Raw genomic sequence first — 18319 nt, 5'->3', positions numbered from 1 at the left:
TTGTACCATAATCAAAACTTATATTTTCACTTCTCAATGAAAAAAGTTTTGATAAGCTAAGCTTGTCAGAATAGTATTAATACTAATATACTATTTAATGGAAAAGCGTAGATTAAATTTCTGGCAGATCTGGAACATGAGTTTTGGGTTTCTAGGAATACAGATGGGTTTCGCCCTTCAAAATGCCAACGCAAGTAGAATACTTCAAATTTTCGGAGCAGATGTTCACGAACTGTCATGGTTTTGGATCATTGCACCTCTAATGGGGTTAATCGTTCAGCCTATTGTAGGTCATTATAGCGATAAAACCTGGGGGAAATTCGGTCGTAGAAAACCTTATTTTTTAGTCGGTGCTATTTTAGCGTCTGTTGGTTTGGTACTTATGCCACAAGCAGATATGTTTATTGCTTTTTTGCCAGCACTTTGGGTTGGAGCAGGGATGTTAATGATTATGGATGCCTCTTTCAATATTGCCATGGAACCTTTCCGCGCTTTAGTAGGAGACAATCTTAGAACCGATCAACGTACAGCCGGTTTTAGTATACAAACAGCATTAATTGGTTTCGGAGCTGTAATTGGGTCTTGGTTACCTTATGCATTAACCAATTGGTTTGGTGTTTCAAATGAAACTGTAGCAGGTGTTGTGCCTTCAAATTTAATTTGGTCTTTTGTTGTAGGAGCAGTGATGCTGATTATTTCAATTTTAGTAACTGTAATTACCACTAAAGAATATTCACCAGAAGAATTACATGCTTTTGAAAACGAACATCAAAATACTGATAACCTCGAAATTCCAGCAGAAGAAAAATCTAGTCTTTTAGATATTTTAGAAGATTTTAAAAAAATGCCAACAACCATGCGCCAATTAAGTTGGGTGCAGTTCTTTTCATGGTTTGGTCTTTTTGGTATGTGGGTATTTGCCACACCTGCAATAGCACAGCATATTTATGGATTGCCAATTACAGATAGCACTAGTTCTGCGTATCAAGATGCTGGCGATTGGATAGGTATTTTGTTTGGTATTTATAATCTTGTATCTGCATTTTATGCTTTCGCATTGCCTTATATCGCTAAGAAAATAGGGAGAAAACGTACCCATTCTATTTCATTAATTATTGGTGGACTCGGATTACTTTCCATTTATATTATGCCGGATAAAAATTGGCTTATCGTTTCTATGATTGGTATCGGTATTGCTTGGGCAAGTATTTTGGCTATGCCTTACGCTATTTTAGCAGGTTCCATTTCACCTAAAAAGATGGGGGTTTATATGGGGATTTTTAATTTCTTCATAGTAATTCCACAAATAATTAACGCATTAATTGGCGGACCTCTTATAAAATACGCTTATGGTGACCAAGCCATATTTGCATTAGTAATGAGTGGTGTCAGCTTTTTAATCGCTGCAGCTTTAGTATCAAAAGTAAAAGACGTTGATGACGTTATTCAAAAATAAAAGTAAATGAACAAAAAAGGATTCATATTCGATTTAGATGGTGTCATCGTAGATACTGCAAAATATCACTTTTTAGCGTGGCAACAACTCGCTAAAGGTTTAGGTATAAATTTTACTGAGGAAGAAAACGAGCAACTTAAAGGGGTTAGCCGTGTACGTTCTTTAGAAAAGATATTAGCATGGGGAAATAAAACCATTTCTCAAGAGCTGTTCAATGACCTTATGGGAAAAAAGAATGAAGAATATTTAGGTTACATCGCAGAAATGGATGAAAGCGAAATATTACCAGATGTACCAAAGGTTTTAAAGTTTTTAAAAGAAAATAAACAACCCATCTCATTAGGCTCGGCAAGTAAAAATGCGAGAACAATTTTAGAACGTGTTCATATCATGTCTGATTTCGATGCTATTGTAGATGGAAATGATGTTACAAAAGCAAAACCAGATCCTGAGGTGTTTTTAATTGCGGCTAAGGAAATTAATATGAAACCAGAAAATTGTATTGTTTTTGAAGATTCAGTGGCAGGAGTAGAAGCTGCGAACACAGCAAATATGATTTCTATCGGAATAGGAAGCAAAACTATTTTAGGTCATGCGGATTATGTATTCAATGATTTTACAGAAATATCAGAAGATTTTTTAAAATCTCTAATAGAAAAATAAATTAAAAATAAGTATCTCGTAAAGAGGTTTAAAATATCATCATAATGAATCTAGATTATATCATACCAAACAATTGGTCAATCTTAGAAGAAGGATTCGATCCTCAACAAGTTAAGGCATCAGAAAGTTTGTTTAGTATCGGAAACGGAGCTATGGGACAACGTGCTAATTTTGAAGAACACTATTCAGGACCAACATTTCAAGGTAGTTATATCGCGGGTGTTTACTATCCAGATAAAACTAGAGTAGGTTGGTGGAAAAACGGTTATCCAGAATATTTTGCAAAGGTATTAAATGCACCAAGTTGGATTGGGATTAATGTTTCTATTAATGGAGAAGCTTTAGATCTTCATACGTGTAAAAACATAGAAAATTTTAAGCGAGAACTTAACATGAAAGAAGGTTGGTTATCTCGAAGTTTTACGGCAACACTTCCAAATGATATAGAAGTAGAAGTCAATGTAAAGCGTTTTTTAAGTTTAGATATAGACGAATTAGGTGCTATTGATTATTCTGTTAAGCCATTAAATGCAGATGCAACTATAACTTACCAACCTTATTTAGATAGTGGCATCACTAATGAAGATACTAACTGGGACGATAAATTTTGGGATACCGTAAAAGTATCTCAAGAAGGTGAAAAAGCTTTTATAGAAGCTAAAACCATGAAAACTGAGTTTTATACCTGTACGTTTATGGAATCGCAATTATTTCATAATGGAAATCAAGTAGAAATTGCTTCAGAAAAAGAAGAAACAGATACGACTATTGCATTTTCATATACACAAAAGGTAACTAAAGGCGATACATTTTCTATCCATAAATTTGGTGGTTATACAGTAGATCGAAATCTTGATAAAACCGAAGTAATTACGGTAGCAAAATCAACTTTAGATAAATCGACCTTAATAGGATTCACTAAATTATTAGAAGATCAAAAACAAGCATGGGCTAATATTTGGGATACCGCAGATATCACAATAGAAGGCGATGTAAAAGCACAACAAGGTATTCGTTTTAATATATTTCACTTAAATCAAACCTATTTAGGTACTGATAAAACCTTAAATATTGGTCCAAAAGGATTTACAGGTGAAAAATATGGTGGAAGTACGTATTGGGACACAGAAGCGTATTGTATACCATTTTACATGGCTACAAAAGACCAAAGTGTTGCAAGAAATTTATTAGCTTACAGACATAATCATTTGCAAAAAGCTATTGAAAATGCTGAAAAATTAGGCTTTAAAAATGGTGCTGCATTGTATCCTATGGTAACGATGAATGGTGAAGAATGCCATAATGAATGGGAAATTACATTCGAAGAAATCCATAGAAACGGAGCTATCTCTTTTGCTATTTTTAACTATTATAGATATACTGGAGATTATAGTTATATCCCCGAAATGGGATTAGAAGTACTTATTGGTATTGCAAGATTCTGGCATCAACGCGCCACATTCTCTACGAATAAAAATAAGTATGTTATTCTAGGTGTAACGGGGCCAAACGAATATGAAAATAACGTAAATAATAACTTTTATACCAACTATATCGCGCAATGGTGTATTAAATATGCAGCTCAAAGTATAGAAAAAGTAGAGGCAGAGTACAGTGCGGACTACACACGTGTAATGGATAAAACCAAGCTATCTAAAGCAGAAGTTAGCGAATGGTTAAAGGTTGCTGACAATATGTATTTTCCTTATTCTGAAAAACATAATGTATACTTACAGCAAGATGGTTTCTTAGATAAAGAATTAATTACAGTTACAGATTTAGACAAGTCGCAACGTCCAATTAATCAAAAATGGTCTTGGGACAGAATTTTACGTTCACCATATATAAAACAAGCCGATACACTTCAGGGGATGTATTTCTTTGAAGATGAATTTACAACGGAAGAATTAGAGCGTCATTTCGATTTTTATGAACCATTCACCGTTCACGAAAGTTCATTATCGCCATGTGTACACAGTATTCAGGCGGCTAAGTTAGACCGAATGGACCAAGCATATACATTCTATTTAAGAACTTCGCGTTTAGATTTAGACGATTATAACCACGAAGTTCACGAAGGATTACATATTACTTCCATGGCAGGAACGTGGATGAGTATTGTAGAAGGTTTTGGAGGTATGCGTGTTAAAAATGACACTTTATCATTTGAGCCAAAAATTCCAAAACAGTGGGATGGTTACTCTTTTAAAGTGAATTTTAGACACCAAGTTGTAAAAGTAAGTGTCAATCAAAATGAAACGAAATTTGAATTAGAAGGCGATAAGGATTTACAGATTTTTGTCAACGGAAAAGAAGTGACTATCAGTCCTAATAAGTTAATGACGGTGTAATACTGTAGATTTAGTCGGTAGTTAAGTGCAAACGAAGTATAAAACCAAATAAATTTAATATCCTGCAAGGTTTCTAAAACCTTGTAGGTATTTTTTCATAATGAAATGAAATAGAATAAATTTTTCGTTGCGTTTGAAGAAATAAATTCTGTAATTATAAGTTTTAATATGAAGCAAATAATTCTATTCTTAGCATGTATACTTTGCTCATTTTTAATTAATGCACAAAATACAGAACGCACATTTCAATCCTTCGCTTGGGTAAATAAAGGTGTGCCATCTATAAAAGTAAATGATGGTGTTTATATTTTTCAAGCTTATGCTTCAGAAGTGGTAGAAACTTCATTTATTCCAAATGGTGAAACTATAAATTCAGATTCTCATGCCGTTATAGCAAAACCTAATTTTTTAATTTTTGAAGTTTTAGAAGGTGAAGAAATTATAGATCTTAAAACAGATGGTATTGCTATCAAAATCACTAAAAATCCATTTCAAATTTCATATTACTACAAAGACAAACTCATAACATCTGAAAAAGGAGGTTATGTTAAAAACGACAGTCTAGAAACCATAGAATTTAACCTTACTAAAGATGAGGTTTTATATGGAGGAGGCGCAAGAGCTTTAGGTATGAATCGTCGTGGATATCGACTTCAGCTTTATAATAGAGCGCATTATGGTTACGAAACCCATAGTGAATTAATGAACTTTACTTTGCCAATTGTATTGTCTTCTAACCAATACATGATTCACTTTGATAATGCACCAATTGGTTTCTTAGACTTAGATAGTAAAGGCGATAATACGTTGAAATATGAAACGATTTCAGGACGAAAAACCTATCAAGTCATCGTAGGGGAATCTTGGTACGACATCACTAATAATTATACAAATCTAACAGGGAAACAGCCTATGTTGCCACGTTGGGCTTTGGGGAATTTCTCTAGTCGTTTTGGGTATCATTCGCAGGAAGAAGTAGAAATGACCATCGATAAATTTAAAGAAGAAGAAATTCCGGTTGATGCTATCATTCTAGATTTATATTGGTTCGGAAAAGACTTAAAAGGAACGATGGGGAATTTGGAAGTCTTCAGAGATTCTTTTCCTGATTTTGAAGGCATGGTAAAACGTCTTAATAATAAAGGTGTAAAAACCATAACTATTACAGAACCTTTTGTGCTTACTACGTCTAAAAAATGGGAAGAAGCTGTTGAAAAAGATGTTTTAGCTAAAGATTCTATAGGGAATCCTGCTAAATATGATTTCTATTTCGGAAATACGGGACTCATAGATATATATAAACCCGAAGGCGAAAAATGGTTTTGGAACATCTATAAAGATATCGCTAATATGGGTGTTGCAGGTATTTGGGGTGATTTAGGAGAGCCAGAAGTACATCCAAGTTGGGTACAACATCATACAGGTTCTGCAGATGAGGTTCATAATATTTATGGACACGATTGGGCACGATTAATCCACGAAGGTTATCAACGTGATTTTCCAAATGCAAGACCTTTCATTTTAATGCGAGCAGGTTATTCAGGCTCACAACGCTACGGAATGATTCCATGGTCTGGAGATGTTAACCGAACTTGGGGAGGTTTACAAAGTCAACCTGAAATTGCCCTACAAATGGGCATGCAAGGTTTGGCTTATATGCATAGTGATTTAGGCGGATTTGCAGGCGCTAATTTAGATGATGAATTATATGTGCGTTGGTTACAATACGGAGTTTTTAACCCTATTTTTAGACCACACGCGCAAGAAGACGTACCAAGCGAACCCGTTTTTAGAAGTAAAAAAACAAAAGCATTGGCCAAAGAAGCAATTACGTTGCGTTATAAATTATTGCCATATAATTACAATTTGGTTTATGAAAATAACCAATCTGGTAAACCTTTAATGCGACCTTTGTTTTTTGAAGAAGCGGATAATGTAGCTCTATTTAATTATTCAAAAACCTATTTATGGGGAGATGCTATTTTAGTGTCGCCAGTTTTGGAAGCTGAGCTTACGGAACAAGAAATCTATTTTCCAAAGGATAATGTATGGTTCGATTTTTATACCAATGAAAAAGTAGAAGGTGGACAAAGTAAAACCGTTCAACTAAAAGAAAATACGATTCCAACTTATGTAAGAGCAGGTGCTTTTATTCCGATGGCAAAACCGATGCAATCGACAACGGATTTTAATAGTGATAATTTTGAGTTACATTATTATTTCGATTCAAGTACGCCAAAAACTACATACAAATTATACAATGATAACGGACTTGAAGCTGATACAGAGAATTTTGAATTACTAGATTTTAAAGCAACATTTAAAGGGCCTAACCTGCAATTTAAATTCGAAACAAGTAAGGATTCTCAGTTTGAATCGAAAACTAAATCAATAGATTTAATTATTCATAATATTCTAGAGAGTCCAAAAAATGTAAAGATTATTGGTAGTAAAATTCCTTTCTTTTATAATGAAGAAACAAATACATTGATAGTTCCTGTAACTTGGGATACTACTGAAGTAAAAGAAATTAAAATCAAACTAAAAAAATAAACGAATGCACATAAAAAATCTTATCTTAATTGCTCTTGTTTTTACGGTGTTTGTCGGTTGTAAAAATGAAGTAAAAGAATCGCCAAAATCAGAAGTAATTAAAACGGAAATGAAGAAAAAGGAAGTCGTTTATCAGGTTTTTACACGTTTGTTTGGAAACACAAATACCACCAATAAACCTTGGGGAACTTTGGAAGAGAATGGTGTTGGGAAGTTTAATGATTTTACAAATAAAGCTTTAGCTGAAATTAAAGATTTAGGAGTCACTCACATTTGGTACACAGGCGTTCCACATCATGATGTGATTACAGATTACACTAAATATGGCATTTCAAATGACGATCCAGATATTGTAAAAGGAAGAGCAGGTTCACCATATGCGGTAAAGGATTATTATAATGTAAATCCGGATTTAGCGATAAATATTGATCATAGATTACTAGAATTTGAAAACTTAATAAAGCGTTCTCATGAAGCAGGATTAAAAGTGATTATTGATATAGTGCCTAATCACGTGGCTCGTAATTACCAAAGTTTATCCAACCCTGAGGGTGTTACCGATTTTGGAGCAGAAGATGATAAAACCAAAACTTACGACGTTAATAATAACTTTTATTACAATCCAGGTGAAGCTTTTAAAGTACCCAAATGGAAAAATGGTTACCAACCTTTAGGTGGTGAAAAAACAGTTTTAGCAGACAGTAAGTTTGAAGAGATTCCGGCAAAATGGACTGGAAATGGCTCAAGAGCATCGCAACCAGATATGAATGATTGGTACGAAACCGTAAAGGTTAATTACGGAATTAGTCCAGATGGGAGAAAAGACTTTGACGAATTGCCAGATGGTTTTGAGAATGAAAATTACAAAAAACATTATGAATTTTGGAGTGATAAAATCGTTCCTAGTTCATGGATAAAATTTAAAGATATCGCTCTGTATTGGACAGAAAAAGGTATTGATGGTTTTCGTTATGATATGGCAGAAATGGTGCCTGTGGAGTTTTGGAGTTATATGAATTCTCATATAAAAATGAAAAATCCAGATGCCTTTTTATTAGCTGAGGTTTACAATCCAAGTTTATATAGAGATTATATTAAAAGAGGTAAAATGGACTATCTCTACGATAAAGTTCAGTTGTACGATACATTAAAAAACGTGGTGCAAGGTCACGGAAGTACAAATAATATTCCACCAATTTTAAATGAATTGCGTGATATTGAACACCAAATGCTTCACTTTTTAGAAAACCATGATGAGCAACGTATTGCAAGTCCCGAATTTGCAGGCAGTGCAGTTAAAGGAAAACCTGCAATGGTGGTTTCTGCAACTTCGTCTACAGCACCAACGATGATTTATTTTGGGCAAGAATTAGGAGAGCCAGGAGCAGAAGATTTAGGTTTTGGAGATCCAAGCCGAACCTCTATTTTTGATTATGGATCTGTGCCAAGTCAAGTGCGTTGGGTAAATGATTATTGGTTTGATGGCGGACAATCTACTGAAGCAGAAAAAGAACTTCGTGATTTTTATAAGCGTTTATTAAACTTCACCATTAATAGTTCTGCATTGATGGGAGATTATCAAGATATTCAATGGTATAATCAAGAACATACGGAATGGTATAACGATAAAGTATTGTCTTTTGTGCGTTGGAGTGAAGATGAGAAGTTGATTATTATTTCAAATTTTAATGCAGATAATGCGTACGGATTTGAGTTGCAGTTACCTGAAGATTTAGTTCAGAAATTACAGCTTCAAGATGGAGAATATGAAGTAAAAGATCAATTATACAATACCTATACTTCAACATTAAAAGTAGCAAATGGTAAGGCTGAAGTGAGAATTGATGTGAAGCCTTTAGAGTCGTTCATCCTAAAAATTAAATAAAGCTTTAGTAAGTCTTACAATAATAAACAATCGTCACTTCGAGTGAATTTGAGAAGTATGAACAAATTTGTATCGAGAAGAAATAATAAAAATACATGAAAAAACTAATTTTATTCACCATAATCCTAATCACTTTGAGTTGTAAAAATAAGGATACAGAAAAAAAGACAACTGCTACAGAGGTATCGGATATTATAGAAACGCCATTTGTTTGGGAAGGTGCAAATCTATATTTTTTATTGACAGACCGTTTTAATAACGGTGATACGTCTAATGATCTCAATTTTGATAGAACAAAAGAAGCAGGAAAGCTGAGAGGTTTTGAAGGTGGAGATATTAAAGGGATTACACAAAAAGTAAAAGAAGGTTATTTTACCGATCTTGGAATTAATGCTATTTGGATGACGCCAATTGTAGAGCAAATTCATGGTGGAACTGATGAAGGAACAGGAACTACTTATGGTTATCATGGGTATTGGGCTAAGGATTGGACTACTATTGATCCAAATTTTGGAACCAAAGAAGATTTGCATGAGTTAGTAAGAGAAGCACATGCTAAAGGGATTAGAATTGTATTAGATGCTGTAATAAATCACACAGGTCCAGTAACGGAAAAAGACCCAGTTTGGCCAGAAGAATGGGTACGTACGGACAAACAATGTTCTTACGAGAATTACAACAATACCATCAGTTGTACGTTGGTAGCAAATCTTCCAGATATTAGAACCGAAAGTAATGAAGCTGTTGCTTTACCACCACAATTAGTAGAAAAGTGGAAAGCAGAAGGACGTTACGATCAAGAAGTAAAAGAGCTCGATGATTTTTTTGAGCGTACAGGTCACCCAAGGGCACCGCGTTTTTATATTATGAAATGGTTAACGGATTACATTACAGAATTTGGTGTAGATGGTTACAGAGCAGATACTGTAAAGCATACGGAAGAATATGTTTGGCAAGAATTTAAAGTAGAATGTGATTATGCGTTTGCAGAATTCAAGAAAAGCAATCCAGATAAAGTTATAGATGATAACAATTTTTATTTAGTTGGAGAGATTTATAACTACGGAATTAGTAGCGGTCAATTTTATGATTTTGGAGATAAAAAAGTGAATTATTTTAATCCACCAAGTTTTCAAAGTTTGATTAATTTTGAGTTCAAATACAATTCAAAAGATAAAAGCTATGAAGATTTATTTTCTAATTATTCTCAGATTTTACAACATGAATTAAAAGGTTTTGGAACCTTAAATTACTTAAGTTCTCATGATGATGGCAGTCCGTTTGATGCTTTAAGAAAAAAGCCTTATGTTACGGCTAATAAATTGTTATTGGCACCAGGAACAGCTCAAATTTATTATGGTGATGAATCGGCTAGGTCTTTAGTTATTGAAGGAACAGAAGGAGATGCAACATTACGCTCATTTATGAATTGGGATTCTATAGCTAATAATCCAACAACGAAAAAAGTATTAACGCATTGGCAAAAATTAGGACAATTTAGAGCTAAACATCCAGCAGTTGGTGCAGGAACTCATCAGATGATTTTAGCTTCGCCTTATTATTTTTCTAGAAGCTTTAAAAAAGGGGATTTTAAAGATAGAGTTGTCATTGGTTTAGATCTTGAAAAAGGTAAAAAAGTAATTGATGTCTCTAAAGTTTTTCAAGAAAGAGTAATGCTACGTGATGCATATTCTGGAGAAACAGCAACTGTAGAAAATGGAAAAATAACGGTAGACTCAGATTTCAATATAGTATTAATCGAAAAAAGATAAACATGAAAATTAAATTCGCCATACTTCTAATAACTATTGGTTTTTTCTCTTGTTCTAAAACAGAAAAAACAATTTTAGAAGCTAAGTCGCCAAACTCAGAAGTTGCCATTAGTTTCAATATTAATAATGAAGGACGACCATTTTATACGGTTCAATTCAATAATAAAACGGTTGTTGATACCTCTTACTTAGGTTTCGAGTTTAAAGATGTTCCATCTTTTAATAAGAATTTTATAATTAAAAGCACGACAGCCTCAACGTTTAATGAAACATGGCAAATGCCTTGGGGAGAACAGTTAGATGTAGTTAACCATTATAACGAATTAAAGGTTGAGCTTCAAGAAAAAACAAGTCCAGAACGCTTTTTAAATATTGTATTTAAAGTCTATGATGATGGTATTGGTTTTAGATACGAATTCCCAAAGCAAGCACGATTAAAAGGTGATATTTTTATAACTGAAGAACATACTGAATTTAATCTTACTGAAGATTACAAAACCTTTTGGATTCCTGGAGATTGGGATATTTACGAGCATTTGTATAATACAACTAAGTTATCTGAAATTGATGCTTTAAAATTAGCAAATCATGCTAATTTAGCACAAACGTATATTCCTGAAAATGCTGTAAATACACCGGTAACGATGGTTGGTAGCGATGGAACACATTTAAGTTTCCATGAAGCTGCTTTAGTGGATTATTCAGGTATGACTTTAAAAGTAGATACAGAAAATTTAAACTTAGTAAGTAATTTAGTAGGTTCTGAAAACACGGATTATAAGGTGAAACGTACCATGCCGTTTAATACGCCCTGGAGAACGATTCAAATTTCAGATAATGCGCCAGATTTAATAGAATCGAAACTTATTGTAAATTTAAATGAATCTAATAAACTTGATGACGTATCTTGGTTTAAGCCCATGAAATACACAGGTATTTGGTGGGAAATGCACTTGGGTAAATCATCTTGGGATTATGGAATGACGCAAGATATGAGTACATGGACTGACGGAGGGAAATCTAATGGAACACACGGTGCTAATACTGAAAACGTAAAACGATTTATTGATTTTTCCGCTAAAAATAACATGGGAGGTGTTTTAGTAGAAGGTTGGAATACCGGTTGGGAGCATTGGATTGGTTTTGAAGACCGCGAAGGTGTTTTTGACTTTGTAACCCCTTATCCGGATTACGATATAGATGAAGTAGTGCGTTACGGAAAGGAAAAAGGTGTAGATATTATTATGCATCACGAAACTTCTGCAGCAACGGAAACCTATACTAAACAACAAGATACTGCTTATGCATTGATGCAGAAATACGGCATGCATACCGTAAAATCTGGTTATGTTGGTAAGATTTTACCAAAAGGTGAATATCATCATGGACAATATATGGTGAATCATTATAATAACGCAGCAATTAAGGCCGCAAAATATGAGGTTGCTGTTAATGCGCACGAGCCTATAAAAGCAACAGGATTGCGTAGAACGTATCCAAATATTATATCGAGAGAAGGTTTAAGAGGGCAAGAATTTAACGCTTGGGCTACAGATGGCGGAAATCCACCAGAGCACTTACCAATTGTTGCTTTTACAAGAATGTTATCGGGACCGATAGATTTTACACCTGGTATTTTTAATATTAAATTTGATGAGTACAAAAAGGATAATCAAGTTAATACTACTATTGCTCAACAATTAGCATTGTATGTGGTGATTTATAGTCCGGTGCAAATGGCTGCCGATTTGGTAGAGCATTACGAAGCGAATCCAGAACCACTTCAGTTTATAAAAGATGTTGGAGTAGATTGGGAAACAACCAAAGTATTAAACGGTGAGGTTGGTGATTATGTTACTATTGCTAGAAAAGAAAGAGGAACAGGAAACTGGTTTGTTGGAGGAATTACAGATGAAAAAGCTAGAACTGTAGATTTAACATTCGACTTTTTAGGCGAGAATCAAGAGTATGAGGTTGTTATTTATAAAGATGGTGAAAATGCGCATTGGGATAACAATCCTTTAGATATTTCTATCGAAAAAATAGAGGTTAAAAAAGATTCTAAATTAAGTGTGAAATTAGCTGAAGGAGGTGGTTTTGCTATCAGCTTAAAGAAGAAATAATAGCTGCTCTATTTGAGATTAAATGTTAATTTTGCAATGTAATAAAGCGCCTTGTTTTACGACTAAAAAAATATTCGTAACTTAGGTTAACATCAAAAATAAAGTATTGGACATTAACAATCATATAGAATCCCCTTTTACAATTAAGGTTAGTTTTAATAAATTATTAGAAAAGTATGAAGAATTAATTCATATTGATAACGATTTTATTGCAGCTAGTGCGCGGCGTGTGCTTAAAATTGCTGAAAATAATCCTATATTAAGGGAAGGTTTTAGTAAGTTCTCTGTATTTAAAACTTATGAAAAGGAAATAGAAGGGATTCTGCAAGATACCTTTAATCCGCTACTAACTCATAATGAAATTAAAACAGCAGCATTGCCTTTTTATAATTTTATATTTAATCCTACTGAGCGTTTCAAATCTATTATAGAAGCTGCAGGAGATAATTATGAGTTAGAAATACGAAACATGCCTACCGAGCAAACTTATATTATTGCCTGTAGTATTGTTTTAAATTTCTGCTATGGATACTCTTTAAATTTTAAACGTCCATTTTTTTATGAAATTCCTGATGAAAACGGAGTGATGCATTACTACAAGATTTTGTATAATGCAGATTTTACTGAGATAAAACCTAAGGCTCACGCACCAAAAATAACTCAAGAAGATTATGATGAGTTATTAGATAACTTCGATAATATAGATCTTTGGAAAGAAAAATTTCCGCCTAATAGCTATGAGTTTAATGGATTTATAATCTCAAACATGTTTGATGTTACAGATGATCAGTCTATTTCAAATATTAAGTCGGGTTTAATTAAAGAAGTTAAAGGGAAGGATAATAATTTTCTAGATAATTTTCAAGAAATATTTCGTTCACTCTTAGGGTTGAAGTCTGTAAAAGTTGGTTTTTCAATGTATAATAAAGAAACGGATACTTTTGAGAGACTTTATGGTGTTGGTGTAAATAGCTTTTTACTTAATGAATTAGATACAGCTCAATGTTCTGATGCGCTTTGTGATTGGTCTTACAACAGATTGCTTAATGAAAAAAAATATTTCTCTGTTTCTAATGTGAAAAAAACATTGAAAACCCCTAAATCTAGCCCACCGCATATCGAGGTTTTAGACAAACAAGGTATACAAAGTGCTATTTTTGCTCCCATAGCAAACGATAACGGTCTAATGGGAATTCTTGAAATTGTTTCGGAAAAACCAAAAGTATTAAATAGTATTAATGCCAATAAGTTAGAAGATGTAATGCCTTTTATAGAATCGGCTATACAACGTTCTAAAAACGAGGAAGAAAATTTAATTGAAGCCGTTATTCAGAAAGAATGTACGTCTATTCACTCTAGTGTGTATTGGAAGTTTGTTGAAGAAGCTAAAAGTTACATAAGAGCTAAAGCGGTTTCTAATGAATCGGCAACGTTTAAGAAGATAGCCTTTGAAAATGTTTACCCTTTATATGGACAAATTGATGTAAAAGGATCTTCTGACGCTCGAAACTCTGCGACTCAAAAAGATTTATCGCTACAACTAAATCTAGTTAAAAAGGTTTTAGAAAATAGTATTCAAGAAAAAAAATTGCCTATATATGAACAGGTTAAGTTTCAGATTACTGAGTATATTAATGATTTAAATGCAAACTTTAAAGTTGATAGTGAACATGAGATTACTGTTTATTTAAAGGAAGAAATTAAACCGATTTTTGAATTAATAGCACAAACACAATCTTCAATTAAATATGAAATTGAAGATTACTTTAATAAAATAGATTCCGATTTAGGAGTTATTTATTATTACAGAAAACATTATGATGATACTGTTAAGCTCATCAATAGAAATATGTCTTCATTATTAGATGAAAAACAAGTTGAAGCACAAAAAATGTATCCGCATTTCTTTGAGCGTTTTAAGACTGATGGTGTAGAGCACAATATGTATATCGGTGAGTCTATAACCAAAGAAGACAGTTTCAATATGCTTTATCTTTATAATTTAAGGTTATGGCAATTACAGGTAATGTGCGAGATGGAGAATCAATATTACCATGAGCAGCACAACTATCCTATGGCTTTAGATGTGGCTTCTATGATCTTGGTTTTCAATCAACCTCTGTCTGTTCGTTTTAGAATGGATGAGAAGCGTTTTGATGTAGATGGTACTTATAACGCGCGCTACGAAGTGGTTAAAAAACGTGTAGATAAGGCCTTTATAAAAGGTACGGAAGAACGTATCACTCAAAAAGGAAAGATAACAATAGTGTATTCTCAAAAAGAGGATGAAGCCGAATATGTAAGATATATTAAGTTTTTACAATCTAAAAATATATTGTCAGACGATTTAGAATTTATAGAGCTTGAAGACTTACAAGGTGTAACTGGCTTAAAGGCATTACGCGTAAGTCTATTATATCATAATGAGAACGACGAGAAGATGTTTTATACTTACGATGATTTAATAACTACGATAGCCTCTTAATAGGGATGGTTTTTGGTGGTAAATTATTAAAGGAATTGGTTTGGACAGATTCAGGAATCACATCATCAATATCAACGCCAGGGTTATTTTTTATAGCGACAGCAAATGAAATTAAAGAGACTATGATACCAACCATAAAAACGGTATAAGTGACCCTCAATAACCTATATTTTCGTTCTAACACAACACCTAAGAAGTATAAATCTTTAGTGAGGGCTTTATAGATGTAATCTTTGTCTTTTACCATTTCTTTAATGGCCCACTCAAATTCATCAAGTTTCATTTTATGAAAGTTACCAAAGAAACTTAAATTCACTTTCTGGTCTATAACGTCTTGTTTGGTAAATTGTCCGCTAGTTACATTAGGGCGAGTAGCAATAATAGATAAGATCATAGAAATAACACAAAACAAGGTAAATATTACCGTTGGCCATGTTAAATATGGGTTGTTATCTAATTTAGAAATAAGATTGGCTAAGACTACAGAAATAATAATAGCATTTACAGATAATAAGATGTTAGCTTTTGTATCTGCTATATCACTTAACTTAATATGGTTTCTCAATGCTGTTCTATAGAACGTTTGTACACCACGCTCTGGACTTTCGTTTTTATATTGCGTTTTGTACTTCGCTTTTAGCTTCTCTACGTTAAGTTTCTTTTTATGCTTTTTCTTCTTTTTAAGAAGTTTAGCTAAGTTTTCCTCCTTAACCGCTTGCCAGTTTTTTAGAGCATAATCGGTATAGTAATGATGTTTCTCAGTTAAAACTTTAATATTTTCCTTCCTCCATTCAGATGGTGAAAAGTTTTTCTTTCCCTGTAATTCGAGTTCTTTTCTTAAAAACTCACTGGCTTCGTTGAAGTATGTTTTTCCAAAATGAGAGCCATCTGCATCTCTTAAAATCTTTTCAAGCTCGTTTTGGGGCTCAACGTTAACATTTGTTGCCATAATACAACTTGAGATTGCATTAATAATAGTTTCATCAACTTTTTTGTCTTTTAAGAACGTCTTAGCAATCTTAACGCTTTCCTTTTCATGTTCTTCGCAACTTTTTACATAGCCAGTATCATGAAGCAAAGCGCTTAATTCTAAAATTAAGATTTCTTCTTCACTCAAAGAAGAATGCTCAATAATCTCCTTCGTACTTTTTAATACACGTTGTGTATGCGTATAATTATGATACAAAAAGGTATTAGGGAGCTCGTCTTTAAGTAAGTTAAAAACAAATTCTTGAGTTTCTTCAATTAGAGATTGTGACATTGGGTTAAATAATTTTTAAGAATCATGTGAAATTACAAAAAAGTTCTAAGACTTAACATTTTGTTTGCTATATGAGTTACAATCAAATCGTATTTTTATAAAAATTCAAATTTTGAAATGATCTGAGTCAATAGTCGACTTATATGCAGTAACATTTCAATGTTATTTTACTGAATTTTACAAAGCGCAATATTTCCGTACATGAAATTAAATATAAAAGATTCTTTTAACAAAGAGCTACCTTCAGATCCTAATACTCAAAATTCTAGACGGCAGGTTTCTGAAGCGACACATTCTTATGTGACACCAAAGGTTCCATCGCAACCAAAATTGCTTCATGTTTCAAATGAGATGTTAGAAGCAATAGGTTTAGAAGAACTTGATGTAAAATCAAATGATTTTTTAGAAGTTTTTTCAGGTGCTAAAGTTTATCCAGAAACTAATCCCTACGCTATGGCTTATGCTGGTCATCAGTTTGGTAATTGGGCAGGGCAATTAGGAGATGGACGAGCAATTAATTTATTTGAATTAGAACATCATAATAAACGTTGGGCGCTACAACTTAAGGGTTCTGGAGAAACACCGTATTCAAGGCAAGGTGATGGCTTTGCAGTTTTAAGATCTTCTATTCGTGAATATTTGTGTAGTGAAGCCATGCATTATTTGGGTGTGCCAACTACTAGGGCGTTAAGCTTAATAACTTCTGGAGATGCTGTGTTAAGAGATATGCTTTACAATGGAAATCCCGATTATGAAAAAGGAGCCATTGTTTCTAGGTTAGCTCCAAGCTTTATTCGATTTGGGAATTTTGAATTATTCGCAGCAAGAAATGATATTAAAAATTTAAAAAAACTAACGGATTATACTATAAAATATTTTTATCCAGAATTAGGTAAGCCTTCAAAAGAAACGTATATTAAGTTTTTTGAAGCTGTTACTAAAAAGACTTTAGAGATGATTATTCACTGGCAACGCGTAGGTTTTGTACACGGAGTTATGAATACCGATAATATGTCTATTTTAGGATTAACGATAGATTATGGACCTTACGGCTGGTTAGAAGATTTTGATTTTGGTTGGACGCCAAATACTACAGACAAGCAGAATAAACGTTACCGTTATGGAAACCAACCAAACATTGGGCTTTGGAATTTATTACAACTCGCCAATGCACTTTACCTACTTGTAGAAGAAGCAGAACCGATAGAGACTATTTTAAATCAATACCAAACTGATTTTGAAAAGCAATCGCTTCAAATGATGCGTTCTAAGTTAGGATTAAAATTTGAAGCTGAAAAGGATGCAAAATTAATGGCAGATCTTGAAGATTGTTTGCTTCTTACGGAAACAGATATGACTATTTTCTTCAGACAATTAGGTCATTACAAAAAAGGTGATGTTGAAAAAGGGATAGAAATTATACGTAAAGCATTTTATAAGTTAGAAGAAGTAAAAAGTAAAGTTCTAGACCAATGGAAAGTTTGGTTTAATGCTTACGACCAAAGATTGCAGAAGGAGGAAGCAACTGATGCCGAACGTCACCAAAAGATGAATGCTGTAAATCCTAAATATGTACTTCGTAATTATATGGCGCAATTAGCCATTGATAAAGCTGATGAAGGAGATTATAGTTTAATAGATGAATTATTTCAACTATTAAAAAAACCATACGATGAGCAACCCAAAAACGAAAAATGGTTTGCCAAACGACCAGAGTGGGCAAGACATAAAGTGGGTTGCTCAATGCTTTCATGTAGTTCTTAAAAAAAA

Annotated in this window: 10 protein-coding genes; 9 read left to right on the top strand and 1 reads right to left on the bottom strand. The window is 33.3% G+C overall.

The features are described 5' to 3' along the window. Positions 1-97: 97 nt before the first annotated feature. From HM985_RS04760 to HM985_RS04725, 8 genes are all read left to right on the top strand, one after another. The gene (locus tag HM985_RS04760; protein ID WP_179375154.1) at positions 98-1456 is read left to right on the top strand and encodes an MFS transporter; all 1359 of its coding nucleotides are present in this window, start codon (positions 98-100) and stop codon (positions 1454-1456) included. Positions 1457-1462: 6 nt separating this feature from the next. Beyond that, positions 1463-2119 carry a beta-phosphoglucomutase gene (gene pgmB / locus HM985_RS04755; RefSeq protein ID WP_179375153.1) on the top strand — a complete coding sequence of 219 codons (657 nt, stop codon included), beginning with the start codon at positions 1463-1465 and terminating at the stop codon, positions 2117-2119. A gap of 44 nt (positions 2120-2163) precedes the next feature. Next, positions 2164-4470: a glycoside hydrolase family 65 protein gene (locus tag HM985_RS04750; RefSeq protein WP_179375152.1), complete on the top strand. Its 2307-nt coding sequence runs from the start codon at positions 2164-2166 to the stop codon at positions 4468-4470. Between the two features lie 168 nt (positions 4471-4638). Beyond that, positions 4639-7023, top strand: a complete 2385-nt coding sequence (locus HM985_RS04745; RefSeq protein WP_179375151.1) for a TIM-barrel domain-containing protein — start codon at positions 4639-4641, stop codon at positions 7021-7023. Between the two features lie 4 nt (positions 7024-7027). Then, positions 7028-8908, top strand: a complete 1881-nt coding sequence (locus tag HM985_RS04740; RefSeq protein WP_179375150.1) for an alpha-amylase family glycosyl hydrolase — start codon at positions 7028-7030, stop codon at positions 8906-8908. Between the two features lie 95 nt (positions 8909-9003). After that, positions 9004-10680 (top strand): alpha-amylase family glycosyl hydrolase, encoded by a 1677-nt coding sequence (locus tag HM985_RS04735; protein WP_179375149.1) that lies wholly within the window; start codon positions 9004-9006, stop codon positions 10678-10680. A 2-nt stretch (positions 10681-10682) separates the two neighbouring features. Further along, positions 10683-12803: a glycoside hydrolase family 97 protein gene (locus HM985_RS04730; RefSeq protein ID WP_179375148.1), complete on the top strand. Its 2121-nt coding sequence runs from the start codon at positions 10683-10685 to the stop codon at positions 12801-12803. Between the two features lie 106 nt (positions 12804-12909). Further along, positions 12910-15288 (top strand): GAF domain-containing protein, encoded by a 2379-nt coding sequence (locus tag HM985_RS04725; RefSeq protein WP_179375147.1) that lies wholly within the window; start codon positions 12910-12912, stop codon positions 15286-15288. Here HM985_RS04725 and HM985_RS04720 read toward each other — a convergent pair. Beyond that, positions 15272-16549 carry a Pycsar system effector family protein gene (locus tag HM985_RS04720; RefSeq protein ID WP_179375146.1) on the bottom strand — a complete coding sequence of 426 codons (1278 nt, stop codon included), beginning with the start codon at positions 16547-16549 and terminating at the stop codon, positions 15272-15274. The genes HM985_RS04725 and HM985_RS04720 overlap by 17 nt on opposite strands. Before the next feature lie 201 nt (positions 16550-16750). On the opposite strand from HM985_RS04720, the gene HM985_RS04715 reads away from it, so the two are divergent. Continuing rightward, positions 16751-18313 carry a protein adenylyltransferase SelO gene (locus HM985_RS04715; protein WP_179375145.1) on the top strand — a complete coding sequence of 521 codons (1563 nt, stop codon included), beginning with the start codon at positions 16751-16753 and terminating at the stop codon, positions 18311-18313. Positions 18314-18319: the final 6 nt, after the last annotated feature.

This window comes from Winogradskyella wichelsiae (assembly GCF_013403925.1).
Taxonomy (GTDB): domain Bacteria; phylum Bacteroidota; class Bacteroidia; order Flavobacteriales; family Flavobacteriaceae; genus Winogradskyella; species Winogradskyella wichelsiae.
The sequence above is the reverse complement of the archived record's forward strand: the minus strand, read 5'-3'. Positions and strand labels throughout refer to the sequence as shown.

Excerpts from the sequence above, each read along its gene's own strand:
- HM985_RS04760 (WP_179375154.1), top strand. The coding sequence starts at position 98 with ATGGAAAAGCGTAGATTAAATTTCTGGCAGATCTGGAACATGAGTTTT.
- pgmB (WP_179375153.1), top strand. The coding sequence starts at position 1,463 with ATGAACAAAAAAGGATTCATATTCGATTTAGATGGTGTCATCGTAGAT.
- HM985_RS04750 (WP_179375152.1), top strand. The coding sequence starts at position 2,164 with ATGAATCTAGATTATATCATACCAAACAATTGGTCAATCTTAGAAGAA.
- HM985_RS04745 (WP_179375151.1), top strand. The coding sequence starts at position 4,639 with ATGAAGCAAATAATTCTATTCTTAGCATGTATACTTTGCTCATTTTTA.
- HM985_RS04740 (WP_179375150.1), top strand. The coding sequence starts at position 7,028 with ATGCACATAAAAAATCTTATCTTAATTGCTCTTGTTTTTACGGTGTTT.
- HM985_RS04735 (WP_179375149.1), top strand. The coding sequence starts at position 9,004 with ATGAAAAAACTAATTTTATTCACCATAATCCTAATCACTTTGAGTTGT.
- HM985_RS04730 (WP_179375148.1), top strand. The coding sequence starts at position 10,683 with ATGAAAATTAAATTCGCCATACTTCTAATAACTATTGGTTTTTTCTCT.
- HM985_RS04720 (WP_179375146.1), bottom strand. The coding sequence starts at position 16,549 with ATGTCACAATCTCTAATTGAAGAAACTCAAGAATTTGTTTTTAACTTA.
- HM985_RS04715 (WP_179375145.1), top strand. The coding sequence starts at position 16,751 with ATGAAATTAAATATAAAAGATTCTTTTAACAAAGAGCTACCTTCAGAT.